This is a genomic window from Mycobacterium sp. (assembly GCF_046330795.1).
GTDB lineage: Bacteria > Actinomycetota > Actinomycetes > Mycobacteriales > Mycobacteriaceae > Mycobacterium.
In genome coordinates, this window is the sequence record NZ_JAXLSA010000005.1 from 111954 (window position 1) to 136773 (window position 24820).

Genomic DNA, 24820 nt, shown 5'->3' on the forward strand with positions numbered 1-24820 from the left:
AGTCTAGGTACCGCGCGGCCGTTGCGCCTGGACCGCGACCATGGTGGTGTCGCGAAGAGTGGTGCGGAACTGCATCACCCGATACGGCCATCCGCGGCGAGTGTTCCAGTGCGACACCACAAGTCCGACACCGCCCGGCGTTCCCACCCGGGAACCGGGCAGCAGATATCCGCCGTAGAGCTGGGCCACCCGGCAATCGACGTGGTTCTCCTCGTCCCACCCGCACCCGGTGACGGGTGTCTGCACCTCGATCCCGGCCAGATACGTCGCCGGTGTGCTCAACGTTCGATAGCCCAACGCGTACCCCGACGACATGAACCCGCCCAGCACCCACATCCGCGGTCCGAGCCGCCGGAACGACAGTTCGCCCCAGGTCTCGCCGTCCGGGGTGATGATCGTCGCCCGCTCACCCCACGACCATGCACCGCCGGAGTGGCCCCAGGCCTGGTACGCGTCGGCGATCCCGATGCCCTCGGGACGCACCCGGCGCAGGATCACGCCCTTGTCGCGCTGGAATCCCGTCGACACCACGTACACCCAGCCGTCGCCGGGATCGTAATCCCACGACCACAACTGGGCATGCCCCTCGTAGAGATCGGCCGGGAACTTGGCCGGCTCGCCCATGTGCTCCCAGGTGACGCCGCTGTCGGCCGACGACCAGATCTCGGTCCAGATCACCTGGGGGAAGCCATGATTGACGATCACGTGCAGGTAGAGCATATCGTCGACACGGAGCAGATCCGACGGCAGCACGGTGCTGATGCCGCCAGCCCGCCAGGGTGGTGCGTCGTGGATATAGGACCGCAGTTGCCGGGCGAAACCAGGATCGGGCCCGCCGGCGTGCTCCCAGACGATGGGGGTGGCCGCATCGCCCGCACCGACGAGCAGAACCGGAGAGCGCCAGTCGCCGCGGCCGACGCGGGGTCCGGAGAACGTGTCGCCGAACACCGCGACGAGTTTTCCGTCGGGGGCGATCACCGCCGCGCCGAGATCGGTCGACGTCACTCCCCATTGGTCGGTGCGGCCCGGTCCGGTCAGATCGGCCACCTTGCCATCGGCGGTGGAGCCCGGTGGCAGCGCGGCCTGGACGAACCGGCGGTCGCCCCGCAACCAGGTCATCGCCGAGGCGAGCCGGCTCATACCTGCAGGGCGATCTTCACGCAGTCCGCCGACCGTGACGCCACCTTGGCGTACGCCGCGGGCGCGTCGTCCAGCGGCATGGAATCGGTGAAGATGCCGCCGGTGTCCAGTCGGCCGGACTGGATCAGCGGGATCAGCTGCGGCCAGGTCCGCTGCACCGGCGCGGTGGTCAGCCGCATGGAAACGCTGCGCACCAGGCTCATCGTGGCGGGGAACGGGAACGGGTTGAGGTCGTGCACACCGATCACCGAGACGGTGCCGCCCGGGCGGACGACCGTCAGCCCTTCGGTCAGGGTGGCATCGCTGGCGACGGCATCGATCACCGAGGCCGCGCCGCGCCCGCCGGTGGCCTCCAGCACTGCCCCGAGAGCGGGCGGCGCGAGCGGCGTGGCGCCCCACAGTGCCGCCCGGTTGCGCCGGCCCTCCACGGGGTCGACCGCGAAGACCTGCCCGGCGCCCTGCACGATGGCGCTGCGCAGCGCGCACAATCCGACGGCGCCCAGGCCGTAGACCACCACGGTGCCGCCGGGAGGAATGTCGGCACGTTGTGCGCCCGCCCATCCGGTGGCCAGGTTGTCGGTGAGCAGCAGCGCCTCTTCGGTGTCGATGCCGTCGGGGATCGCCAACAGCTGGAAGTCCGCGGCGGGCACGGCGAGCAGATCGGACTGCGCGCCGCCCAGGACACCGGCGCCGAAGATCTGCGGACCGGACACGCACGTCACCGGATCGCGCGTGGCGCAACCGGCGCAGTGCCCGCAGCCGGCCACCGACGAAACCAGCACCAGGTCACCGACTTTCACGCTGCGGACGTCGGGACCGACCTCGGCGACCGTTCCCACCGCCTCGTGGCCCAGGGCCACCGGCTCGATGAGCGGATAGTCGCCGTCCCAGAAGTGCAGATCAGATCCGCAGATCGCGGTGTGGCCGACGGCGACGATCGCGCCGTCGGGTCCGGGCAGCATTGGGTCGGGGCGGGTGTCGACCCGGACCTGACCGGGTCCGTCGATCACGACTGTGCGCATGAATCTCCTTCAGCTGGACCGCCGGGTTCGGCGAGCGGTGTGGTTCCGCGAGCGCGAGGCCCGGCGGCGACTGATCCGCCGGGTTCGGCGAGCGGTGTGGTTCCGCGAGCGCGAGGCCCGGCGGCGACTGATCCGCCGGGTTCGGCGAGCGGTGTGGTTCCGCGAGCGCGAGGCCCGGCGAAGATGAAATCATCGGGGTCGGGCGTCCGCGTCCAGGTCCAGTAGTCGACGAGTCGCCACGGGCTCAGCGAGTGCACCAGGCCGTCGGCGTTCTTGTAGAAGCTGTGCTTGATACCGGGGTGTGCCCACACCGTGGTACTCAGCTCCGCCTGGCAGCGCCGGTACCAGTCGTCGTAGCGGTCCTGGCGGGGTTCCATGGCGGCCTTGTCGGCGGCGATCAGCGCATCGAGGCAGCCCATGATGTAGCGAACTTCGCACTCGGAGTGGAAGATCAGGCTGCCGCCGCTGGCGAGGTTGGTGCCCGGACCGTAGAGCAGGAAGAAGTTGGGGAAGTTGGGAACGGTGATTCCCAGATATGCGGCGGGTCGGTCGCCCCATTGCTCGTGCAGTTCGATTCCGTTGCGGCCGAACACCTTCAGCGAAGACACCATGTCGTTGACCCGGAAGCCGGTAGCGTAGACGAGGACGTCGGCATGGTGGCGGGTGCCGTCGGCGGTGACCACCGCGTCGGATTCGATGTGATCGATGGGGGTGCGGACCAGGTCCACGTCATCGCGGGTCAGCGTCTGCAACCAGCTGCCGTTGTCCTGCAGGGTGCGCTTGCCGGTGGCCGGATAGTCCGGGATGACCTTGTCCCGCAACGCCGGATCGTCGGGAATCTGGCTCTCGATCCACTGGGTGAACATCATCCGGGCCAGGTCGTTGGCCTGGCTGACGGCGCTCTGCTGATCCGGCCAGTCGGGGTCGACGATGGCGGCCGCCAGACCCTTGTCGCAGCCGGGCCAGAACAACAGGAACCGGTACCAGCGGGCGTAGAACGGCAGGTGTCGCAGCGCCCACTGCACTCCGGTGCCGACCGGCTCGTGGTAGTTGGGGTTGGGGAACATCCACTGTGCGGTGCGCTGGAATATCTTGAGGCTCTTGACGTCATCGGCGATCGCCGGCGCGATCTGGAAGCCCGACGCCCCCGCACCGATCATCGCGACGTCCTTGCCGGTCAACGGAACGTCGTGGTCCCAGCGCGCGCTGTGGAACGCCGGCCCGGAAAATGATTGCGCACCATCGAATTCCGGGATGAACGGCGCGTTCAGCTGACCCACCGCGCCGATCACCGCACGGGCCGTCAGCGTCTCGGTGCTGCCGTCGGCCGACTCGACGTCGACCGACCACGTCGCGTCGGCGTCGTTCCAGGTGGCGGCGGTCACCCGCGTGTTGAACCGCACGTGTTCGTCGATCCCGCGGCGGTCCATGACGGCCTGGAAGTAGGACTGCAGTTCGGGCTGCCGCGCGAAGAACTCGGTCCAGTGGTCGTCGGGTTCGAAGCTGTAGCAGTAGAAGTGGTTGCCCACGTCGACGCGGGCGCCGGGATAGGTGTTCTCCCACCACGTTCCGCCCACACCGGCGTTCTTCTCGAGCACGGTGTATGGGATTCCGGCCTCCTGCAACCGGATTGCGGCCAACAGTCCGGACATCCCGCAGCCGATGACCACGACGGAAAAGTCGGCGCGGGCGGCGGCGCTGGACGCGAATTCGGTGCCACGTTCGTCGTGACCGGTGAGTTCCATCTCCTCGAGGAGCATCGGCACATACTCGGCGGGAACGTCCTCGCAGACCAGCCAGTCCATCATCCGCTTCAGTTGCGCGGCGTCCACCGGCGCTGGTTCGGGGCAGCCGCGGTCGCGGTAGTCGCGGATGATGTCCAATGCCAGCGCCCGGGCGGCGGCCTTGTCGTCCTCGGACATGTAGCCCTGGACCTCGTTGAGGAACAGGCCCGCCGGGCGCAGCGGTCCGTCGAGCAGAGTCACGTCGCCGGTCATGTGCAGGCAGGACAGCAGCAGTGCGGGGACCGAGACATCCTGCAGTGCGGCCGCGATCTCGTCGTCGGAGGTGGTGAACGGGGTCCCGGAGTGCGGGTTGCGCATCCGGTGAAGGCTAGCCGATCCGGCACCGCGTGTGAACAGATCTCAGGATCTGTCTACCGACGGCGCGGCGTCATCCCATGTCCACCCACACGGTGAACGCCGCGACCCCGGCAGCCACCAGAGCGAGGCCGACCTTGTCGGCCGCCGGTAGCCGGGGGACGTCGTCGCCGGCCGCGGCCAGGCGTCGCTCCCGCGCGATCAGGTACAGCGGGAAGGTCACACTGATGGCGATCAGCACGGCACCCAGGACATAAAGCCACACATGGCGAATCCTCAGTCGCCGCGCATCGAGCACCATGAACACCACGGCCGCCAACATGAACAGTGCGATGTCGACGGTGATCGACTGCGTTGCCGGGTTGGCCCGGGTGTCCTTCCAGAAATCCAGGAGTCCTGACGCGCCGTGGCCGGCGCCGAAGTAGGCGACGTTCTGGCTCCAGGTCGCGACGAGGGCTGCCGCCGCGATGACGGCATAGACGGCACAGAGAATCTTGCGTGACGTGGTCATGCGGTCAGGATGCCCAGATCGACGAATTGGCGGGTGCTTCTCGCGAAAGTTCGCCGAAACGTACGTCTCGGCGTGGTGGAAAACGCCACGGTGGGCAAACTTTCGGAGTTAGCTGTATGGCAGCTGTGGCCAATCAGCGACACAGCTTCCGTCGGGCGGCGGGGCGCCCAGTTCGTGAGGGGCGCCATGAATGATTCTCCAGCCATTGCTCGGACCGCGCGGCCGATGAGCCGGCCCGCCCGCTACATCGGACGGGTCGGCGGATTGGCGTTCGCCCTGGGGGTCGGTACCGCGATACTCGCGGGCGCCGGGACGGCGTGGGCCGAGGGCACCGAGTCGGCGACGGGCGGCTCGGAGGCGGCGCAGCACTCCGATGGTTCCCCGGGACCGGCGAAGGCCGCCGGGGAGTCGGAGTCGAACACCGATTCGGGGTCGAGCGCGGAGTCGGAGTCGGCGAACGAGCCGTCGGCGACCGAGGCGGAGACGGAAGCGCAGCCGGATTCGGGGACCGAGGCCGAGGCGGAAGCCACTGCCACGGACGGATCGGACGCCACCGGGGCGACCGCGGACGACGACGCCGCCGCGGTCGGCCAGGTGGACGCCGAGGAGCCCGACGAGGTCGAAGAAGCCCAGCCCGACGTCGTCCAGGAAGTCGCCGCGCGGACGGACAAGCATCCGGCCGGCCTCGTCGCCTCGGCCGAAACCGTGAGCACCGAGCCGGTAGCGGAAGTCGCCGCCACATCGGCGGCCGCCGTCGTCAACCCGAATCCGTTCTTCGACAACCAGACGCCCACCCTGTCCTACAACGCATCCGAGAACACCGTCGCCGCCAATGGCCACATTCTGGGCAATCTGCACCCCGTCGATATCGACTCGACGACGTTGACCTACACCGCGACCAAGCCCACCTTCGGGACCGTCGTGGTCAACTCCAACGGCACCTTCGACTACACCCCGGGCGCGAACTACGCCGACCAGGACAAGTTCGACGTCACCGTCAGCGATGCCGGCAGCGATTTCCACATCCACGGCTTCCTCGGGTTGATCGACCTGTTCACGTTCGGTCTCTTCGGTCTCAGCGGGCACTACAAGACCCAGACCGTGTTCATCGGGGTGCAGCGCTCCGTGGTCGTCTCGGGGCTGAATTCACCGGTGGACTTCCGCTTTCTGCCGGACGGCCGGCTCCTCGTCGCCGAGAAGGGCGGCGCGATCAAGGTCGTCGACAAGAACGGCAACGTCCTCGCACAGCCACTGCTCACGTTATCGGTGAACACCGTCGGTGAGCGGGGTGTCAGCGGGCTGGCCATCGATCCGCAGTTCGCCACCAACGGCCACATCTACGTGGCCTACACCACCGCGGCGATCAAGGACCGGTTGTCCCAATTCACCGTCGTCGGGAATTCGGCCGCGCTGGGCACCGAGGTCGTGTTCATGGAGTCGCCGGACACGGTGGCCAACTACCACCACGGCGGTGGGTTGGCCTTCGGCCCCGACGGAAAACTCTACTGGGGCAAGGGCGACAACTTCGTCGGCGCGAACGCGCAGGACCTGACCAACATGTACGGCAAGATCCTGCGATTCAATCCCGACGGCAGCACACCGTCGGACAACCCCGTGTTGCCGGCGGGGTCGTTGCCCCAGATCTACGCCTACGGCCTGCGCAATCCGTTCCGGTTGAATTTCACCCCGACCGGTCAGCTGCTGGTCGCCGACGTGGGCAACCTGCTCTTCGACGAACTCAACAACGTCGTGGCCGGAGGCAACTACGGCTGGCCGGGCTCCGAAGGGCTCTGCACCAGTAATTGCACGGGTCAGATCAACCCGATCTACACCTACCCCCGCGGCAGCGGCTCGGCCATCTCGTCGGTGCTCGCCTACGGTGGCGCGCTGTTCCCGCAGTATCAGAACAAGGTCTTCATCGCCGACGAGGTCCAGGGCTGGATCAAGCTGTTGACCTGCAACCCGACGTACACGTCGTGCAGTGCCCCCCCACAGGACTTCGACCTGCAGGCCGGCTCCACCGTCGTCCTGGCCCAGGGTCCGGGAACCGACGGCGGCATCTACCAACTGACCTACAGCCCGGGGACGCTGGTACGCATCTCGCCGGCAGGCAGCGCGCCGCCCGCAGCGGTGTAGGCGGGGGTCGACGACGGCAGCCGTGGAAACCGCTAGTCGCTGACGGCCTGGAGGACCACTAGCGATCGGGCCTGCACCGGGCCGCTTCCGCCCGGCGGGAACAGGGCCGCCTCGCCGTCCGGGCTACCGTTCTGTGGGTTGGCGGTGTCTACGACAATTCTCCACCGCGCTCCGAATTCGGCTGGGGGCAAAGTGAATTGGATCGGCTCGAAGTGTGCGTTGAAGCAGATCAGGAACGAGTCGCCGGTGACCCGGTGCCCGCGCGGATCCAGATCGGGGATGCCCTGACCGTTGAGGTAGACCGCGATCGACTTGTCGAAGGCGGTGTCCCAGTCGGCCTCGGTCATCTCCGAACCGTCGGGACGGAACCAGGAGATGTCCGGCAGCCCGGTGCTGCCGATCTGACGGACGGGATGTCCGGTGAAGAACCGGCGCCGTCGGAAGACGGGATGCTCACCGCGCAGCACGGCGACCTTGCGGACGAACGCCAGCAGTTCGTCGTCGGTGTTGGCCCAGTCCACCCAGGTGATCGCGTTGTCCTGGCAGTAGCCGTTGTTATTGCCGCCCTGCGTGCGACCCAGTTCGTCGCCGTGACAGAGCATCGGAACCCCCTGCGACAGAAGCAGAGTGGCGACGAAGTTGCGCTGCTGCTGGGCGCGCAACGCGGTGATCGCCGGATCGTCGGTCGGCCCCTCCGTACCACAATTCCAAGACCGGTTGTGACTCTCGCCGTCGTTGTTGTCCTCGCCGTTGGCGTCGTTGTGTTTGTCGTTGTAGGACACCAGGTCTCGTAGCGTGAATCCGTCGTGGGCGGTGACGAAGTTGATCGACGCGACCGGCCGGCGGGCGGTGTGCTCGTAGAGATCGGCCGAACCGGTCAGGCGTGAGGCGAACTCGCCGAGGGTGGCGTCCTCGCCGCGCCAGTAGTCGCGCACGGTGTCCCGGTACTTGCCGTTCCACTCCGTCCACTGCGGCGGGAAGTTGCCGACCTGGTAGCCGCCGGGCCCGACGTCCCACGGCTCGGCGATCAGCTTGACCTGGCTGACCGTCGGATCCTGTTGCACCAGTTCGAAGAACGCGCTGAGGCGGTCGACGTCGTAGAACTCGCGGGCCAGCGTCGCCGCCAGATCGAACCGGAAGCCGTCGACGTGCATCTCGGTGACCCAGTACCGCAATGAGTCCATGATCAGCTGCAGCGAGTGCGGATTGCCGACGTTCAGGCTGTTGCCCGTGCCGGTGTAGTCCATGTAGTAGCGCTTGTCGTCGTCGACCAGCCGGTAGTACGCCGGGTTGTCGATGCCGCGCATCGACAGCGTCGGGCCCAGGTGGTTCCCCTCGGCGGTGTGGTTGTAGACGACGTCGAGGATCACCTCGATGCCGGCTTCGTGCAGGGCGCGGACCATCGCCTTGAACTCCTGCACCTGACCGCCCGGGGTCGTACTCGAGGTGTACTTGGCGTCGGGTGCGAAGAAGCCGATGGTGTTGTAGCCCCAGTAGTTCGACAAGCCCTTGTCCATCAGGGTCGAGTCGTTGGCGAAATGGTGCACCGGCATCAGTTCGATTGCCGTGATACCCAACGACTTCAGGTGCTCGATGATCGCCGGATGTGCGATGCCCGCATAGGTTCCGCGGAGTTGGTCGGGGATGTCGGGATGCGTCTCGGTCAGTCCCTTGACGTGGGCCTCGTAGATGATGCTGTCGGCGTATTCGCGTTGCGGAGGACGGTCGACTCCCCAGTCGAAGAACGGGTTGATGACCACCGACTTGGGCATGCCGGCCGCGGAGTCGTCGTCGTTGCGGCTGTCGGGGTCGCCGAAGTTGTAGCCGAACAGCGACTGGTTCCAGTCGAACACGCCGTCGATGGCCTTCGAGTACGGGTCGAGCAGCAGCTTGTTGGGATTGCAGCGCAACCCGTTGGCCGGGTCGTGCGGGCCGTGAATGCGGTAGCCGTAGCGCTGGCCCGGCTCGATACCGGGCAGGAAGGTGTGCCAGACGAAGCCGTCCACCTCGGGCAGCGTGACCCGGCGCTCCGTTCCGTCCGGGTCGAAGAGGCACAGCTCGACCTGCTCGGCCACCTCGCTGAAGACGGCGAAGTTGGTGCCCGAACCGTCGTAGGTGGCGCCCAGGGGGTAGGCCTTGCCGGGCCAGACCTCGACGGCCGGCGGATCGGCCGGTGCGGGTACCGGCGCTGGTGATGTGGTCACGATGGTTGCACCCACTGCCCTCTTCGAAACATGCGCGGACGATCGTCAACGCTAGCCAGTCGTGGATAGGTGTGCGCGCCGTGCCGACATGTACCCAGATTCGGCGAGGGTGTATCCGATACCGACGGTAACGAGTAACATCGCACGCCATGTCGATTCTTGCGGCGGCGAGCGAGGGTGGCGGTGCCGCACTGGACCAGGTGATCGGTATGACGGTCGCGGCGGCGATCGTTTCCGTTGTCCTTCTGTGGATCGGATACCAGCACCGTCAACGCCGGATAACCTGGCTGAACGACCTCGCCGAACGGCTGGGCCGGACGTTCAACCGCCCGCCGTGGGTAGCGCTCCAGGTCCTGATGTTCACCGCGACACTGGTCTGTGCGCTGTTCGGTTTCATCTGGGATGTCAGCCTGCACATCGGCAAGGGCCGCGATCCGGGTCCGCTGGCCAACCCGGCGCACTACTTCATCCTGGTCGGGCTCTTCATGCTCTTCATCGCGGGCGTGTCCGCGGTGGTGCTGCCCTACGACAAGCCGGGACCATCGGCGGTCCGCATCACCCGGCATTGGTACGCACCGGTCGGTGGCCTGCTCATGTCGGCCTGCGGGCTGTACGCGCTCATCGGTTTCCCGCTCGACGACATCTGGCACCGCATTTTCGGTCAGGACGTCACGCTGTGGGGCCCAACGCATCTGATGCTCATCGGCGGCGCGGGACTGTCGCTGATCGCGGTCCTCTTCCTGGAATACGAGGGCCGGCGCGCGATGGTCGTCGAAGGTCAACCACCGCCGGCGGACGGGCATCTGATCAAGATGCTGCGCTACCTGTCCTTCGGTGGTCTGGCGGTGGGGCTGTCGGTGTTCCAGATCGAGTACGACTTCGGTGTCGAGCAGTTCCGGCTGGTGTTGCAGCCCATGATGATCGCCGGTGCGGGTGCGCTGGCAATGGTGGCCGCTCGCTACGTGCTGGGACGGGGTGCCGCCATTGCCGCGGCCCTGCTGTCGGTGGTACTGCGCGGTGGCGTGTCGTTCATGGTGGGGCCCGTGCTGGGCGGGCCGTACAGCTGGTTCCCGTTGTACCTCGGTGCCGCCGTCGTCGTGGAACTGTTGGCGCTGACCCCGTTGTTCAAGCGCCACATCGCTTTTGGCGCCATCGCCGGCATTCTGGTGGGCACCGTCGGGCTGTGGCTGGAATCGTTGTGGATCGCCGCGGTCTACCACTACCCGTGGCCGGTCAGCATGTGGCCGGAGGCGCTGGCCATGTCAGTGCCCGTCGCGGTGACGATGGGGATCTGCGGTGCGCTGCTGGCGATGGTGCTCACCGGAACACGTCTGCCCCGGCCGGCGGTCGGCATCACGTGCGTAGTGCTGGCGGTGCTGGCGATCGCCGGGTCGGTCGCCAACGGTCTGCACACCACGGTGCCCGAGCATGCGACCGCCGCGTTCGCCCTGATCGAGCAACCCGCGGAGCCGGGACAGCGGCAGGTGTCCGCGGACGTCCGGATCACGCCGGTCGATCTGGTCGGCGACGATCCGGAATGGGTGAGCATACTGTCCTGGCAGGGCGGTCTGGCCCACGACCGCGGGCTGGTCATCGACACCCTGGAGAAGGTGGGGCCCGGCCACTACCGCTCGACCCGGCCCGTCCCGGTTTGGGGCTCGTGGAAGACCCTGCTGCGGGTGCAGGACGGCCGCACCATGGCCGGGGTGCCGATCTATCTGCCCGACGATCCGGGTATCGGCGCGAAAGGCGTTGCGGCAGAGAGCACTTTCACCCGTGACTTCGTCCCCGAGATCACCATCCTGCAGCGGGAGCGGAACTTCAACCATCCGTCCTGGTTGTTCAGTGTGGCCGGCCTGGTCGTGCTGTGCTGCACGCTGGCGTTGATCGCCGCCCTGACATGGGGCGCCGGCCGGATCAACCGGGGTGACGCGATTGCGGCGCAGTTGCGCGCTCCGGAACCGGGGGTACTGCCCCGGACATGACGGTCCACCTGGCCGACCACACCCTGTTGCTGGCCCTGCCCGCGCTGGTGCCCGCACTCATCGTCGCTGGTGTCGTGCTGTTCGTGGTGCTGCGGGACCGACGTACACCCGACGACGACACCGACGGCGAAAGTGATTCATTGTCATGATGATCCGGGCAGCGGCCGCGGTGTGCATGGTTCTGGGACTGGTGCTGGCCGGCTGCGGCGCGCGGCCCGCCGACTCTCCGACGTCGGCCGGTGAGTCGCCCGCGCGGAGTGCGGCGGCCGACGCTGTGGTGCTGGACATCACGATTGCCGACGGCACCGTCAACCCGGCCAATGCCGAACTGTCGGCCCGCATCAACGAGCCCATCACCCTGAACGTCACCAGCGACGCCGACGACGAACTGCACGTGCACGCCGTGCCAGAACACGAGTTCGAGGTGAAACCCGGTGCGGCACAGCGATTCGAGTTCACCGTCGACGTACCCGGCCGCGTCGAGATCGAGCTGCACCACCTGAACCGAACGGTCGCGGTCCTCCAAGTGCGCCCGTGACGAAGCTGCTGGCGCACGGCCTGGGCGGCTCCAACGATCTGCCGATTCCGTACACCTACGCGCTCATCGGAGCGGCCTGGGTGCTCACTCTGACCTTCGCGGTGGTCATCCTGGCGTGGCGCGTCCCCCGGTTCGATCCGGCGCATCCCGGCCGCCCGCTCCCCGGCCGGGTGAGCGCGATAGTGGATACGCCCGCGGTGCGGTGGGCGATTGCGATTGCGGCACTGGTGTTCTGGCTGTGGGTAGGGGCCGCGGGGGTGTTCGGTCCGCAGAACAGCCGCAACGCCCTGCCCGGCACGTTCTACGTGCTGCTGTGGGTGGGACTGGTCGCATTATCGGTGATCCTCGGCCCGGTCTGGCGACTTGTATCACCGCTTCGGACGGTGACCCGACTGGTGCCCGGCCGGCTGTTCGCCGGGCTGCGGGGCTACCCGGAGCGGTGGGGATATCTGCCTGCGGCCGTTGGTCTTTTCGCCTTCGTGTGGCTGGAACTGGCCAGCCCCGACCCAGCCGCGCTCCCGGCCATCCGGTGGTGGCTGGGGAGCTACGTCGTAGTGATGCTCGTCGGCGCGGTCGCCTACGGGCAGCGGTGGTTCGCCCGCACCGACCCGTTCGAGGTGTACAGCATGGTGGCGTCGCGGCTCTCCCCGCTGCGGCGAAACCCGGCCGGGCGCATCGTGATCGGCAATCCGTTCGACCACCTGCCGACGCTGCCGGTGCGACGCGGCACCGTGACGGTGCTCGCCGTGCTGTTGGGATCGACAGCGTTCGACAGCTTCTCGGCGTTGCCGCAGTGGCGCGGCCTACTCGACCGCTTCGCGGGCAGCCCGTGGACCGCGTGCGCCGTCACGACCACCGGCCTGGCGCTGTTCGCACTGATCGTCGGGCTGACGTTCTGGTGTGCCGCGCGGGCAACCGGCGGCGTGGATGCCGTCCGGCGCCGCCTGCTGCCCGGCCAGTTCGCCCATGCGCTGATCCCGATCGTCGTCGGATACGTGTTCGCGCACTATCTCTCGTACCTGATCGAGCGCGGACAGGAGACCGTGATCCGGCTGGCCGATCCGTTCGGTCTGGACTGGAATCTGCTGGGACTCGGTGGTGCACAGGCGAATTACCTGCTGTCGATGCACCCGGCGGTGGGCGCCACCCTCAAGGTCCTCTGCGTGGTGTTCGGGCACATCGCCGGAGTCCTGGCCGCGCACGACGCCGCACTGCGGGTGCTACCCAAGGGACATCAGATCACCGGGCAGCTGACCATGATGCTGGTGATGGTCGCCTACACCTTCACCGGTTTGTATCTGTTGTTCGGGGGCTAGATTTACCGGGATGTCCGATCACCCGCCCGCCGGCGCGACCTTTCCCCGTGGGGTGGCGCTGCTGGTGGCGGGTGCGTTCTTCATGGAGATCCTGGACGCCACGATCATCACGCCGGCCATCCCGAGCATCGCGGAATCCTTCGGGGTGGCCGCGCTGGACGTCAACGTCGCGATCTCGGCCTATCTGATGACCGTCGCCGTGCTGATCCCGGTGAGTGGATGGGCGGCCGCGAGGTTCGGCATCCGGCGGGTGTTCCTCTCCGCGATCGTGGCTTTCACGCTGGCCTCTGTCGGTTGCGCGGCCGCGGCCTCGCTGCCGATGCTCGTTGTGATGCGCGTGCTGCAGGGGATGGGCGGGGCCATGATGGTGCCGGTCGGCCGGCTGGCGGTGCTGCGTTCCACCGGAAAGGCCGATCTGGTGCGGGCCATCGCGGTGTTGACCTGGCCGGCCCTGATCGCCCCGGTGCTGGCCCCCGCCCTGGGCGGTGCCATCGCGACGACGGGATCGTGGCGGTGGATCTTCATCGTCAACATCCCGCTGGGGGTCATCGGATTCCTGTTGGCGCTCAGGATGATTCGCGGTGAACCGGCATCCGGGCGCTGGTCGCTGGACTGGCCCGGGATGCTGCTGCTGGGCGGCGGGATCGCGACATCGTTGATCGCTCTGGAGAAGATCCGGCTGCGCGGCACGGATTGGGCGGTGGTGGCCGGCGGTGCCGTTGCGGCGACGGCCCTGCTGGTCGCGGCGGTGCGCCGGCTGTTGCGCGCGGCCCAACCGCTGGTGCAGTTGCGGGTGCTGACGGTGCGGACGCTGCGGATCACCGTCGCCTCCGGCTCGCTGTACCGCATGGTGATCACGGCGGTGCCGTTCCTGTTGCCGCTGCAGTTCCAGCTGGAGTTCGGGTGGACCCCGCTGTCCGCCGGTCTGATGGTGGCGGTGCTGTTCCTGGGGAATCTGACCATCAAGCCGTTCACCACGCCGCTGATGCGGGCGCTGGGCATCCGCACGGTGCTGCTGGTGAATGCCGTGCTGTCGGTGGGGTGTTTCGGCCTGCTGGCCGTCCTGCACCCGGGGCTGCCCGTCGTGGCCGTCGCGGCGATCCTCTACGTGTCCGGGGCGCTGCGCTCCATCGGTTTCACCGCCTACAACAGCTTGGCGTTCTCCGACGTGGTCGGCGACGACCTGACGCACGCCAACACCCTCAACGCGGCCGTGCAGGAGCTGGCGGCCGGTCTGGGCATCGCCGTGGCAGCGGTGCTGCTCGGCCAGACCGGGGCCTACCCGGTGACCTATCTGGTGCTCGGTGCCCTGATGGCGCTGACCCTGATCGAGACGCTCCGACTACCCGGCGATGCCGGCGCGGCCGTCAGTAGATCAGGCTGAAATGCTCAGGGCTGCACCAAGATCCGGATGGGATTGCCCTCCTGCCGCTCCAGCATCTCGATGCCGTGCTCGATGTCCTCGAGGCCGATCACGGCGCTGATCGACCGGGACAGATCCAGGCGGCCGCGAGACACCAGCATGGCCAGGGTGCCGATGTCCGCGTTCTCGTAGCCGAGGTGCCCGAGCACCTGCCGTTGGGTGAGGCCGATGGTGGTGGTGGAGCCGATGCCCGGTTCTTGGTCGCTGAGGCCGACGCAGACCAGCCGGCCGCCGGTGGCGAGTTGGTCGAGCGCCTGCTCGAAGGTCACCTTCAGGCCGACGGCGTCGAACGCGACATCGAGGCCGCGGCCACCGGTGATCTCCCGAATGGCATCCGGCAGCCCGTCGTCGCGGGAGTCGAACGCGTAGTCGGCCCCCAACTCCAGGGCCCGCTCGCGGACCGCCGGGTTCAGGTCGACCGCGATGATCGGGGCAGCCCCGACCAGGCGGGCCAACTGCACGATGTGGGTGCCGACACCGCCGACACCCCACACGCCGACGGACTCGCCGATGGCCACCTTGCCGGTGTGCACGACGGCGCCGTACGGAGTGGACACCGCGTCGGCCAGGATGGCGGCCTGTTCGAGGGACACGTTGTCGGGGACGCGGGTGAGCCCCCCGGCCAGGGCGACGGTGTACTCCGCCCAGGCGCCGTCGTAGGCGAACGCCATGAGCCGGACCCGCTGACATCCCGCGGAGTTGCCGCGCAGGCAGTCGGTGCACTCCAGGCACGGGCGCCCGGCGGGGACGGTCACCCGGTCGCCCTCGGCCCAGCCCGTGACCCCCGGCCCGAGGGCCGCCACGGTCCCCGACGCCTCATGGCCCTGTGTCACCACGGGCAGGAAGGCCGGGAAGGTTCCGTTGATCAGGCTCAGGTCCGAATGGCAGATGCCACAGAACGCCACCTTGACCAGGACCTCACCCGGCCCGGGTTCGGGAATCGGAACATCTTCCACCGCAATGGTTTTCGTATCGGTGTAGAGGCGCTGCGCGCGCATCATGGTCGCCATCGGTCAGTCGACGCCGATCATGACCTCGGTGGACTTCACCAGGACCGTCGCTGGCTTGCCCGCCGCCAGGCCGAGATCCTCGGCCGCGTCCTTCGTTATCGACGCGGTGACGATCTGCTCACCGCCGTCGAGCCTGACCTTCACCGTGGCCATCACCGCGCCGAGACTGACCTCGGTGATGACGCCGGTCAGTTGATTTCGAGTCGAGAGTCGCATGGGAGCGACAGTAGCCCGCCGAAAGGGCCGCCCGGCTACCCTTGGCCACATGGCGCGCAAGTACGCGACCGCCGACCGCGTCGGCGAAACCGAACTGCTCGACTTCATCCGCCCGCGACACCACATGGTGCTGACGACGTTCCGCGCCGACGGTTCCCCACAGACATCCCCGGTCACCGGTGGCGTCGATACGGCCGGCCGGCTGGTGATCGCGAGCTACCCGCAGCGTGCCAAGGCCGTCAACGTCCGCCGCTCGGGCACCGCCTCGGTGCTGGTGCCCTCCGACGAATTCAACGGTCCCTACGTTCAGGTGGACGGTGACGCCGAGGTGGTCGAACTGCCCGACGCGGTGGAGGTGCTCGTCGAGTATTTCCGCGTGGTGGCCGGCGAGCATCCCGACTGGGACGAGTACCGGCGAGCGATGGTCGATCAGGGCAAGTGCGTCATCCGGCTGACACCGCGGCGCTGGGGGCCGGTGGCCACCGGCGGCTTTCCGCCGCCCGCCGGGTGAGCATTCCCGAGCGGCGCATCGAAGGCCTGCGACTGCGTCAGCGCGACGGCGTCACGTGCGGACCGTCGGTGGCGATCGTCGGTGCGGCCCTGCTGGATCCCGATTACGCGGGGGCGCTGACCGATGCCGACTGGTTCGCCGACGAGCAGGGCCGGCTGCACCGCGGGCTGAACCGGCTGTGGCCGCGTGCGCTGGGAACCACGCCGCGGGGTATTCGGCGCGCGTTGTCGCGGCACAGCGCGGTTCCGTACCGGTGGCGGGCGGCACGTCCGCGGCACGATCGGCTCCTCGATGTCCGCGAGGCCGTGCTACTCGGCCATCCGGTCGCGATGCTGGTGGGCAATTGGCTGCCGCGGCACTGGGTACTGCTGATCGACGTGGTCGGTACGAGCGGATTCCGTTGCTATGAACCGAGTTCCGGTGAGATTCGCACGGTGGGCACCGCCGACATCCGGGCCGGCCGGATGCGCGGTGTGGGGTTTGCGCGGGCGTGGGCGTTCGTACTGCCCAACGGGATGTGGTGACGCTGTTGCTCGCCAGTACCGCCGTGCTCTGGCTCGTCGAGTGTGAAACCTGTGCGAGGAATTGGGCCGAATTTCGCAAAGGATTCACGCTCGGCGTCGACACATAGACATCACGCTACGTCGACTCGACCGGGCTGGATCGTCTCGCTCCTCCGCGCTGCGTGCCGCAGCGCTACGTCGACTCGACCGTCACCAGCCCGATGCAGGCCGCCACCGCGGTGTCCGTGATGCCGCGGATGTCCTCGCCGTCCTCGAGGGTGTGGGCGGTGAGTTCACGCAGGCCGCCGAGCAGGATCAGTGCCGTCTGGCGGGATACCGTGCGCAGGCCGGCGCGCTGGAAGCCGGGGCTGGAGGTGATGTCGACCAGCATGTCGGTGAAGTTGCTCATACCGCGCCGCTGTACGGGCCGGACCGCCTCCCCGAGGGCTGGGAATTCACGGATCCAGGCCAGCGTCAGCGCGGGGTTGGCACCGATGGCGGTGACGTAGGCCTGCACGGCCTGCTCCACCTGGACCCGCCAGTCGGCGACCGGATCGACCGCGGCGCGGATCCCGGCGATCATCGTGACGTTGTCGGCCTCCAGCAGCTCGAGCAGCGCGGCGTCCTTACCGGTGAAGTGGGCGTAGAAGGTCCGCTTGGAGGTCTTGGCGTTCCGCACGATGTCGGCGACCGTGGTTTCCCGGTATCCCCGCTGGGCGATCGAGTCGGCGAGACCTTCCAGCAGTCGCTCCCGGAACGGGTCGCCGGCCGGTTCGTCCCCGGTCCGCTCACGGGCGGTGCCCGATGCCCCCAATGCGGTGGTCAAACGCCATTCCTCCCGAAGTCCTTGCCAATCGTGGTACCACGGAGTACCGTACTCGACAACGGCGTGGTACGCGTGGGTACCAGAACGAACGGGAGGCAGTCTCGATGACCGAATCCGTCATCGCACCGGCAACCGCGAAGCCCAAGGAGTTGCCATCGTTCCGGATCCCGCCGTCGCCGCCCAGGCTACCCAAGATCGTGCAGGGCCTCGGATATGCGTTCTTCCGGCGGCAGTTCGTCAGCCGCATGACCGCCGCCTACGGTGAGGCATTCACCATCAAGGTGCCGCTGTTCGGGAACATGGTGGTGGTCACCGACCCGACACTGGCCAAGCAGGTATTCACGGCCAGCCCCGAAGACCTCGGCAACATCAAACCCAGCCTGGCCCGGGTGTTCGGACCCGGTTCGGTGTTCGCTCTCGAGGGGGCCGATCACCGCCGTCGCCGCAAGCTGCTGACTCCGCCGTTCCACGGCAAGGCGATGAAGAAATACGAATCCATCGTCGAGGAGGAGACGCTGGCGGAGATCGCGTCATGGCCCGAGGGCCGCCCGTTCGAGACCCTCGAACCGATGATGCGGATCACGCTGAACATCATCCTGCGCGCGATCTTCGGCGCCGACGGCGCGCAACTCGAGACGCTGCGCCGGATCATCCCGCCCTGGGTCACTCTGGGGTCGCGCCTGGCGGTGCTGCCCTCGCCCACCCGGGATCTCGGGCGCCGGAGCCCATGGGGGCGCCTGGCCGCCTACCGGCACGAATACGACACCGCCATCGACGAGCTCATCGATCAGGCGCTGGCCGACCCGAACCTCGGCGAGCGTACCGACATCCTGTCGCTGCTGCTGCGCAGCACCTACGAGGATGGCACCCCGATGTCCCGCGGTGAGATCCGCGATGAGCTGCTGACCCTGCTGGCCGCCGGCCACGAGACGACCGCCTCGACGCTGGCGTGGGCGTTCGAGCGGATCTCCCGGCATCCCGCCGTGCTCGACCGACTGGTCGCCGAAGCCGGCACCGACGACAACGAGTACCGCCAGGCCACCATCCTGGAAGTGCAGCGCAACCGCACCGTCATCGACTTCTCCGGCCGCCATGTCTACGCGCCCAGCGTGCAACTCGGCAAATGGGTTATCCCGCAAGGCTATTCGATTACCGTAGCGCTCGCGCAGGTGCACAGCAACACCGACGAGTTCCCCGATCCCACGCGCTTCGACCCGTCCCGCTTCGTCGGCGAGAGGCCGAACGTGTTCGCCTGGATCCCGTTCGGTGGCGGCACCCGCCGCTGCGTCGGGGCCGCCTTCGCCAACATGGAGATGGACATCGTGCTGCGAACCGTTCTGCGCACCGTCACCATCGAAACGACGACCGCACGGGACGAGAAGGTGCATTCCCGCGGCGTGGCCTTCACCCCGAAGAGCGGTGGCCGGATGACGGTGCACCGGCGCCGCTAGTTGCGCGCTCGGAACAACTGGGCTTCTCTGGAAGTTGATCCCTTCGACTTCAGGAGGACCAGATGAGTGACATTCAGAGGGCGATACTGGCCGGCGGCTGCTTCTGGGGCATGCAGGATCTGATCCGCAAGCAGCCGGGCGTGGTGTCCACCCGCGTGGGATACACCGGCGGCCAGAATGACCACCCGACGTATCGCAACCACCCCGGGCACGCCGAGGCCATCGAGATCACCTACGACCCCACGAAGACCGGTTTTCGCGACCTGCTGGAGTTCTTCTTCCAGATCCATGACCCCAGCACCACCAACCGGCAGGGCAACGACGTCGGCACCAGTTACCGGTCGGCGATCTTCTACCTCGACGACGACCAGAAGCGCATCGCGCTCGACACCATCGCCGACGTGGATGCCTCCGGTCTGTGGCCGGGCAAGGTGGTCACCGAGGTGACCCCGGCGAGTGATTTCTGGGATGCCGAACCCGAGCACCAGGATTACCTGGAACGCTTCCCGAACGGATATACGTGCCACTATCCGCGTCCCGGCTGGAAGCTCCCCAGACGCCAGACCGTCTAGCGGACCGGGCATCGAGTCAGCGTCCTCTGCGAGCCCTTCTCGCACGATGTCGCGATGACCGCTGCCTGGATGCGGGAATACCTCGACAAGGCGTACTGGAACGTGTTCTAGTTGCTCGCGTGGCGCAATCGACGGCGAGAACCTTCACCCGCGACGAACTGGCCGACGCGTTCGCGAAATTCGAACGAACCGTGGACGACGCCGCCCGGCGGCACGACTGGGACGCCTGGGTCGAGCACTACACCGACGACGTGCTCTACATCGAACACGCCGCCGGCACCATGCACGGCCGCGACGAGGTCCGTACCTGGATCCGGCGCACCATGGGCAGCTTCCCCGGTAGTCACATGACGCACTTCCCGTCGCTGTGGCATGTCATCGACGAGCCAACCGGCCGGATCATCTGCGAACTGGACAACCCGATGCGCGATCCCGGCGACGGCACGATCATCAGCGCCACCAACATCTCGATCATCACCTACGCCGGGGACGGCAAGTGGAAGCAACAGGAGGACATCTACAACCCGTTGCGATTCGTGCAGGCCTCGATCAAGTGGTGCCGCAAGGCGCAGGAACTCGGCACTCTCGACGACGACGCCGCGGCGTGGCTGGCGAAGTTCGGCGGCGCGGCCGGATGAGCGCATGAGCACCGTTCTGGTGATGGGCGCCAACGGTTTCCTGGGCAGCCGGGTGACCCGGCAGCTGGTGGCTGCCGGCGACGACGTCCGCGTGATGGTGCGCGAGAACGCGAACACCATCGGCATCGACGATCTCGACGTGACCCGGTTCGAGGGCGACATCTTCGACCTGGACACCGTGCGTGCCGCGATGGACGGCTGCGATGTCGTGTACTACTGCGTCGTCGACACCCGCGCCTGGCTGCGTGATCCGAGCCCGCTGTTCCGCACCAACGTCGACGGACTGCGTGGCGTGCTGGAGGTGGCGGCCGGCCAGAAGTCGTTGCGCACGTTCGTCTTCACCAGCAGCTACTCGACCGTCGGGCGCAAGAAGGGTCGGGTGGCCACCGAGGCCGACATCATCGACCAGCGGAACCTCACCGCATACGTGCGATCACGGGTGCAGGCCGAGGAGATGGTGCTGGACCACGCACGCACCCGCGGGCTACCTGCCGTCGCGATGTGCATCTCGACCACCTACGGCCCCGGGGACTACGGGATGACGCCACACGGCGCGCTGATCGCCGGCACGGTGTTCGGCAGGATGCCGTTCGTCCTCGACAGGATCGCACTGGAAGCCGTCGGTGTCGACGATGCGGCGCGGGCGATGCTGCTGGCCGCCGAACACGGCCGCCCCGGTGAGCGCTACCTGATCTCCGAGCGGATGATCACCAACCGCGAGGTCATCACCATCGCCGCGCAGGAGGCCGGCGTGCCGGTCCCCAAGCGCTCCATCCCGGTCCCGGTGCTCTATCTGATGGGGGCGATCGGCTCCGTCAGGGCCCGGCTGCGTGGCACCGACGAACGCATGACACTGCCGTCGGTGCGGCTGATGCGGGCCGAGGCCGACGTGGACTGCACCAAGGCACGCCGTGAATTGGGCTGGCAACCCGCACCGGTGCAGGAATCCGTCCGGGAGGCCGCGCGGTTCTGGGCGGGGATGCGCGAGGCCCGCCGCAAGGCCAGGGCCTGACCTACTCTCGGATGGGTGGACAGGATCGCGATCGATCTGACCGGCCCCCCGCAGACGATGCTGGCGACGTTGTACGCCAAGGCGCTCGATGCGCAATCGCCGCACTCGGTGCTGCACGATGAATTCGCCAGGGCCGCGGTGGAACGCATCGAGTACGACTGGTCGCGCACCACCATCACTCCGACGTCGGCGGCCGGCGTCGCGATGCGCAGCGCCCACTTCGACCGGTGGGCCCGTGAGTTCCTGGCCGCCCATGACGTCGCGAACGTCGTGCACCTCGGCTGCGGCCTAGACGCCCGGTTGTACCGCCTCGACCCCGGCCCCCGGGTCGAGTGGTTCGACGTCGATCACCCGTCCGTGATCACACTGCGCGACCGGATCTACCCGCCGCGCGAGCACTGCACGACCATCGCGGCGTCGGTGACCGACCCCGGCTGGCTGGACCGCATCCCCGCCGATCGGCCCACGCTGATCCTGGGTGAGGGTCTGACCATGTACCTGACCGAGGCCGACGGGCTGGCGTTGCTGCGCCGGGTGGTGGCCCGATTCCCTTCGGGGGAACTGCAATTCGATGCGTTCAGCCGATTCGGTATCCGGTTCCAGGTGGTCAATGCCGTGGTGCGGCGCTCGGGCTCCACCCTGCACTGGGCCATCGAGAAGCCGTCGGACATCGTCGACGCGGTACCCGGGGTGCGCCCGGTGACCGTCCAGCCGGTGTTCGAGGCGCACGACTTCGGCGAGCTCGGCCGCTACTACCGATTCGTCCAGGCCGTGATGTCCAAGGTGCCCGTCCTGCGGACCATTTCGACGTACCACCGCTACGCCTTCGGTCCCGGCTGACAGGATCGGCACATGTCGTCGACGATCAACGGGCAGGTCTCGCACTGGTTCACCGAACTCCCGTCGCCGCGACCCGCCCTGCCCGGTGACCGGGATGCCGATGTGTGCATCGTCGGCGCCGGCTACACGGGACTCTGGACCGCCTACTACCTCCTGAGGGCCGATCCGTCGTTGCGGATCACCGTCCTCGAGGAGCGGTTCGCCGGGTTCGGGGCGTCGGGCCGCAACGGCGGGTGGCTGTCCGGCCTGGCGCCCGGCCATCGGGGACTGCTGGCCGCGCGGCACGGCCGGGCCGCGGTGATCGCCTGGCAGCACGCACTGAACGGGGCGATCGACGAGGTGATCGCGGTCGCCGAGCGAGAGCGGATCGACGCAGACGTCGTCAAGGGTGGAACGCTGGAGGTCGCCCGCAACCAACCGCAGGTGCAGCGGCTGCGTGCGCAGGTCGACGACGACCGGTCCTGGGGCGATACCGACTCCGTGCTGCTCACCAAGGACGAAGCGGCACAACGTGTCAACGTCGACCGGTTGCTCCTGGGCGCATACACGCCGCACTGCGCGCGGATCCAGCCGGCCAAGCTGGTCCGGGGGCTGGCCGACGCGGTCGAACGACTCGGGTGCCGCCTGCATGAGCAGACCACCGTCACCGAGATCGGTCCCGGCCGCGCGTCGACACCACACGGCAGCGTGCGTGCCCCGGTCGTGTTGCGTGCCACCGAGGGGTTCACCACGAGGCTGCCCGGGCTGAAGCGACGCTGGCTGCCGATGAACAGCGCGATGATCGCCACCGACCCGCTGCCGGCCCAGATATGGTCGGACATCGGCTGGCAGGGCCGGGAAACGTTGGGGGACACCGCACACGGATTCTTCTACGCGCAGCGCACCGCCGACGACCGCATTGCGATCGGTGGCCGCGCGATGCCCTACCGCTACGGTTCGGGCATCGACCGCGACGGCGCGGTCGGTCCGCGAACCATCGCCTACCTGACCGGTGTACTCGGCTCCGTCTTCCCGCAGACCCGGGGGATCGGCATCGCGCACGGCTGGTGTGGTGTGCTGGCGGTGCCCCGCGACTGGACAGCCGGTGTGGCCCTGGATCATTCGACCGGACTGGGCTGGGCCGGTGGCTACGTCGGGCACGGCGTGACGGCGACGAACCTGGCCGGGCAGACGCTGGCCGATCTCGTACTGCGCCGGGACACACCGTTGACCCGGTTCCCGTGGGTCGGCCACCGATCCCGGACCTGGGAGCCGGAACCATTGCGGTGGTTGGGAGTTCGGGGCATGTACTCGGCCTACAAACTGGCCGACGCACACGAGTCCCATGGCCGATCGTCGACGTCGCCGATCGCCGTCGCTGCCGACGCCATCGCACGCCGGCCCTGATCGGACAGCCACCTCACAGCCGACGTTCAGTAGTTCTGTTCATGGGCAATGGGTTTCGTGTACAGCGGCGGGTATTCATGACAGCCTGATCCGCATGGCCGACATTTTCGAATACCTACCGCATCCCCATGTCAAGAACCGGCTGGCTGCGGGCCCGCCGACGGTGGCCGCGGCGGCGAAGAAGGTGCACGGCGACTCCTGGATCGGGCGGTTCAACGCCCGGGTCGGGCTGAAGATCACCGTCATCGTCGGAACCATGTGGGCCGCATACCTGTTCACGCTGTTGGCCCTGGTCAGCGCCCCGTCGGCGTTCCAGAGCCACGACCTCATCGTCATGGTGGCCTGGATCGCGCAGACGTTCCTGCAATTGGTGCTGCTGCCCATCATCATCGTCGGGCAGAACATCCAGGCCAAGGGGGCCGACGAACGGGCCGAGGCGACCTACCGGGATGCAACCGCCATCCTGGAGGAGGCCAAGTGCATCCAGGCCCATCTGCTGACCCAGGATCAACAGATCGAGAAGATCCTGGCGTCACTCATCGACGTTCAGGAGCGGGCTGCTCGGCCCGAGCCTTGAGCCGCTGCAACGTCAGTCGCATGTGCTCGGCGTTGGTCGCCTGCCGGTCGGGGGTTCCGGTCAGCAGGACCCCGAATCGACGCAGCCACCACGGCCGGTCGTCCCACATGCTCTCGGTGACCCGGCAGCCATCGGGTATCGGGTCAATTGCGTAGCGCCAGCGCGCGATTCGAACGGGGCCACTGGCGACGCTCCACGAGAACGCCCGGCCGGGGGCGGCCTCCGACACGGTGCACGTGGTGGTCCAGCGGTGCCGGCCGTTGGCGTTGTCGCCCTTGAACACCGACCCCGTGCGGGCCGAATCGCCGCTGACCCAACGCATGGCGGTGGTTTCCTCGGCGAGTTCGGCCAGCACCGGCAGATCGGTGAGCAGCGCGTAGACCGTCTCCGGTGTGGCGCTGACCGTGATGTCGGTCGACAGGGTCGGCGGGGTGGTGGACGTCATGGCCGTCTCCCCAGAACCGACCCGAAGGCCTTCTCGACCAAACGGGTGTCCCCGTACTCACGCAGCGCGGTGATCTGTCCGTCGCGGGTCTCGAAGATGAACACCGTCGGGGTGTTGTAGCGGACCCCGGCTTTGGTGACACCGTCGGGCTGCGCCTCGATCACCACGTTCTCGCCCTCGTTGGTGCAGCTGATCAGGTCGAAATCCAACCGCACCAACTGGCGGAGTTGCTCGGCAATCTGCCGCAGTTCCGTCTTGTCGCAGGTCCGCATGATCGTGTTGCTCCAGTACGTGAAGTCGTCCGCGAGCAGCGCGAACCCCTCGTCGAGGTCGCCGTCCTCGCTGAGATTCTGCAGGAACATCCACGCGAGTTCGGCCTGCGGATCGTCGAACGGCGTGGTCACAATCGGTAATCCTGGTGGTTGGCACCCGCACCGTCAACGCACCGGGCCGTGCGGC

Annotated in this window: 25 protein-coding genes; 15 read left to right on the top strand and 10 right to left on the bottom strand. The window is 67.7% G+C overall.

From position 1 onward, the window contains the following. Positions 1–3: 3 nt before the first annotated feature. The 4 genes from U0R18_RS17415 to U0R18_RS17430 form a co-directional block, all read right to left on the bottom strand. Positions 4–1140, bottom strand: a complete 1137-nt coding sequence (locus U0R18_RS17415) for a DUF4185 domain-containing protein (protein ID WP_526370671.1) — start codon at positions 1138–1140, stop codon at positions 4–6. Beyond that, positions 1137–2162 (bottom strand): alcohol dehydrogenase catalytic domain-containing protein, encoded by a 1026-nt coding sequence (locus U0R18_RS17420; RefSeq protein WP_526370673.1) that lies wholly within the window; start codon positions 2160–2162, stop codon positions 1137–1139. Before U0R18_RS17420 ends, U0R18_RS17415 begins: the two co-directional genes overlap by 4 nt. Further along, on the bottom strand, positions 2147–4264 hold the full coding sequence (locus U0R18_RS17425) for a flavin-containing monooxygenase (RefSeq protein WP_526370675.1): 2118 nt from the start codon (positions 4262–4264) through the stop codon (positions 2147–2149). The genes U0R18_RS17420 and U0R18_RS17425 overlap by 16 nt, the downstream gene beginning before the upstream one ends. A gap of 70 nt (positions 4265–4334) precedes the next feature. After that, positions 4335–4772, bottom strand: a complete 438-nt coding sequence (locus tag U0R18_RS17430) for a DUF2834 domain-containing protein (RefSeq protein WP_526370677.1) — start codon at positions 4770–4772, stop codon at positions 4335–4337. Between the two features lie 186 nt (positions 4773–4958). Here U0R18_RS17430 and U0R18_RS17435 point away from each other — a divergent pair, with 186 nt between their 5' ends. Next, on the top strand, positions 4959–6908 hold the full coding sequence (locus U0R18_RS17435) for a PQQ-dependent sugar dehydrogenase (protein ID WP_526370679.1): 1950 nt from the start codon (positions 4959–4961) through the stop codon (positions 6906–6908). Between the two features lie 32 nt (positions 6909–6940). Here U0R18_RS17435 and glgX read toward each other — a convergent pair whose 3' ends face one another. Beyond that, complete coding sequence (glgX, locus tag U0R18_RS17440; RefSeq protein ID WP_526370681.1) at positions 6941–9112, bottom strand: glycogen debranching protein GlgX; 2172 nt, start codon at positions 9110–9112, stop codon at positions 6941–6943. A 149-nt stretch (positions 9113–9261) separates the two neighbouring features. Here glgX and U0R18_RS17445 point away from each other — a divergent pair, with 149 nt between their 5' ends. Genes U0R18_RS17445 through U0R18_RS17465 form a run of 5 tightly spaced genes read left to right on the top strand, consistent with a single transcriptional unit; the run spans position 9262 to position 14335 of the window. Beyond that, the gene (locus U0R18_RS17445) at positions 9262–11097 is read left to right on the top strand and encodes a hypothetical protein (RefSeq protein ID WP_526370683.1); all 1836 of its coding nucleotides are present in this window, start codon (positions 9262–9264) and stop codon (positions 11095–11097) included. Continuing rightward, positions 11094–11246: a hypothetical protein gene (locus tag U0R18_RS17450; RefSeq protein ID WP_526370685.1), complete on the top strand. Its 153-nt coding sequence runs from the start codon at positions 11094–11096 to the stop codon at positions 11244–11246. The genes U0R18_RS17445 and U0R18_RS17450 overlap by 4 nt, the downstream gene beginning before the upstream one ends. Next, positions 11243–11635 carry a hypothetical protein gene (locus U0R18_RS17455; protein ID WP_526370687.1) on the top strand — a complete coding sequence of 131 codons (393 nt, stop codon included), beginning with the start codon at positions 11243–11245 and terminating at the stop codon, positions 11633–11635. Before U0R18_RS17450 ends, U0R18_RS17455 begins: the two co-directional genes overlap by 4 nt. Next, positions 11632–12951 carry a hypothetical protein gene (locus U0R18_RS17460; RefSeq protein ID WP_526370689.1) on the top strand — a complete coding sequence of 440 codons (1320 nt, stop codon included), beginning with the start codon at positions 11632–11634 and terminating at the stop codon, positions 12949–12951. The genes U0R18_RS17455 and U0R18_RS17460 overlap by 4 nt, the downstream gene beginning before the upstream one ends. Positions 12952–13003: 52 nt before the next feature. Then, a complete protein-coding gene (locus tag U0R18_RS17465; RefSeq protein ID WP_526370973.1) occupies positions 13004–14335 on the top strand; it encodes an MFS transporter in 1332 nt (443 codons plus the stop codon). Positions 14336–14340: 5 nt separating this feature from the next. Here the strand turns inward: U0R18_RS17465 and U0R18_RS17470 are convergent, their stop codons facing one another. Continuing rightward, on the bottom strand, positions 14341–15384 hold the full coding sequence (locus tag U0R18_RS17470; RefSeq protein WP_526370691.1) for a zinc-binding dehydrogenase: 1044 nt from the start codon (positions 15382–15384) through the stop codon (positions 14341–14343). Positions 15385–15387: 3 nt separating this feature from the next. After that, complete coding sequence (locus U0R18_RS17475) at positions 15388–15600, bottom strand: TOBE domain-containing protein (RefSeq protein WP_526370693.1); 213 nt, start codon at positions 15598–15600, stop codon at positions 15388–15390. A 49-nt stretch (positions 15601–15649) separates the two neighbouring features. Between U0R18_RS17475 and U0R18_RS17480 the strand changes: the two genes are divergently transcribed. Both U0R18_RS17480 and U0R18_RS17485 read left to right on the top strand, forming a co-directional pair. Continuing rightward, the gene (locus tag U0R18_RS17480) at positions 15650–16111 is read left to right on the top strand and encodes a PPOX class F420-dependent oxidoreductase (protein WP_526370695.1); all 462 of its coding nucleotides are present in this window, start codon (positions 15650–15652) and stop codon (positions 16109–16111) included. Next, the gene (locus U0R18_RS17485) at positions 16039–16635 is read left to right on the top strand and encodes a hypothetical protein (protein WP_526370697.1); all 597 of its coding nucleotides are present in this window, start codon (positions 16039–16041) and stop codon (positions 16633–16635) included. Before U0R18_RS17480 ends, U0R18_RS17485 begins: the two co-directional genes overlap by 73 nt. A 172-nt stretch (positions 16636–16807) precedes the next feature. Here U0R18_RS17485 and U0R18_RS17490 read toward each other — a convergent pair whose 3' ends face one another. After that, positions 16808–17428: a TetR/AcrR family transcriptional regulator gene (locus tag U0R18_RS17490; RefSeq protein WP_526370975.1), complete on the bottom strand. Its 621-nt coding sequence runs from the start codon at positions 17426–17428 to the stop codon at positions 16808–16810. Between the two features lie 116 nt (positions 17429–17544). Here U0R18_RS17490 and U0R18_RS17495 point away from each other — a divergent pair, with 116 nt between their 5' ends. From U0R18_RS17495 to U0R18_RS17525, 7 genes are all read left to right on the top strand, one after another. Continuing rightward, a complete protein-coding gene (locus tag U0R18_RS17495) occupies positions 17545–18891 on the top strand; it encodes a cytochrome P450 (RefSeq protein WP_526370699.1) in 1347 nt (448 codons plus the stop codon). Between the two features lie 62 nt (positions 18892–18953). After that, positions 18954–19463, top strand: coding sequence for a peptide-methionine (S)-S-oxide reductase MsrA (msrA, locus tag U0R18_RS17500; protein WP_526370701.1), 510 nt, complete (start codon positions 18954–18956; stop codon positions 19461–19463). 119 nt (positions 19464–19582) lie between these two features. Next, a complete protein-coding gene (locus U0R18_RS17505; protein WP_526370703.1) occupies positions 19583–20101 on the top strand; it encodes a nuclear transport factor 2 family protein in 519 nt (172 codons plus the stop codon). A 4-nt stretch (positions 20102–20105) separates the two neighbouring features. Beyond that, on the top strand, positions 20106–21113 hold the full coding sequence (locus tag U0R18_RS17510; RefSeq protein ID WP_526370705.1) for an NAD-dependent epimerase/dehydratase family protein: 1008 nt from the start codon (positions 20106–20108) through the stop codon (positions 21111–21113). Positions 21114–21170: 57 nt separating this feature from the next. Then, entirely contained in the window at positions 21171–21953 is a 783-nt protein-coding gene (locus U0R18_RS17515; protein WP_526370977.1) for a class I SAM-dependent methyltransferase, read from the top strand. 12 nt (positions 21954–21965) lie between these two features. Next, positions 21966–23339 (top strand): NAD(P)/FAD-dependent oxidoreductase, encoded by a 1374-nt coding sequence (locus U0R18_RS17520; RefSeq protein WP_526370707.1) that lies wholly within the window; start codon positions 21966–21968, stop codon positions 23337–23339. Positions 23340–23433: 94 nt separating this feature from the next. Next, the gene (locus tag U0R18_RS17525) at positions 23434–23916 is read left to right on the top strand and encodes a hypothetical protein (protein ID WP_526370709.1); all 483 of its coding nucleotides are present in this window, start codon (positions 23434–23436) and stop codon (positions 23914–23916) included. Here U0R18_RS17525 and U0R18_RS17530 read toward each other — a convergent pair. Together U0R18_RS17530 and U0R18_RS17535 are read right to left on the bottom strand one after the other, a co-directional pair. Continuing rightward, positions 23876–24361: an SRPBCC family protein gene (locus U0R18_RS17530; RefSeq protein WP_526370711.1), complete on the bottom strand. Its 486-nt coding sequence runs from the start codon at positions 24359–24361 to the stop codon at positions 23876–23878. The two genes, U0R18_RS17525 and U0R18_RS17530, sit on opposite strands and share 41 nt — an antisense overlap. Continuing rightward, positions 24358–24765 carry a nuclear transport factor 2 family protein gene (locus tag U0R18_RS17535; RefSeq protein WP_526370713.1) on the bottom strand — a complete coding sequence of 136 codons (408 nt, stop codon included), beginning with the start codon at positions 24763–24765 and terminating at the stop codon, positions 24358–24360. The genes U0R18_RS17530 and U0R18_RS17535 overlap by 4 nt, the downstream gene beginning before the upstream one ends. Between the last annotated feature and the right edge of the window lie 55 nt (positions 24766–24820).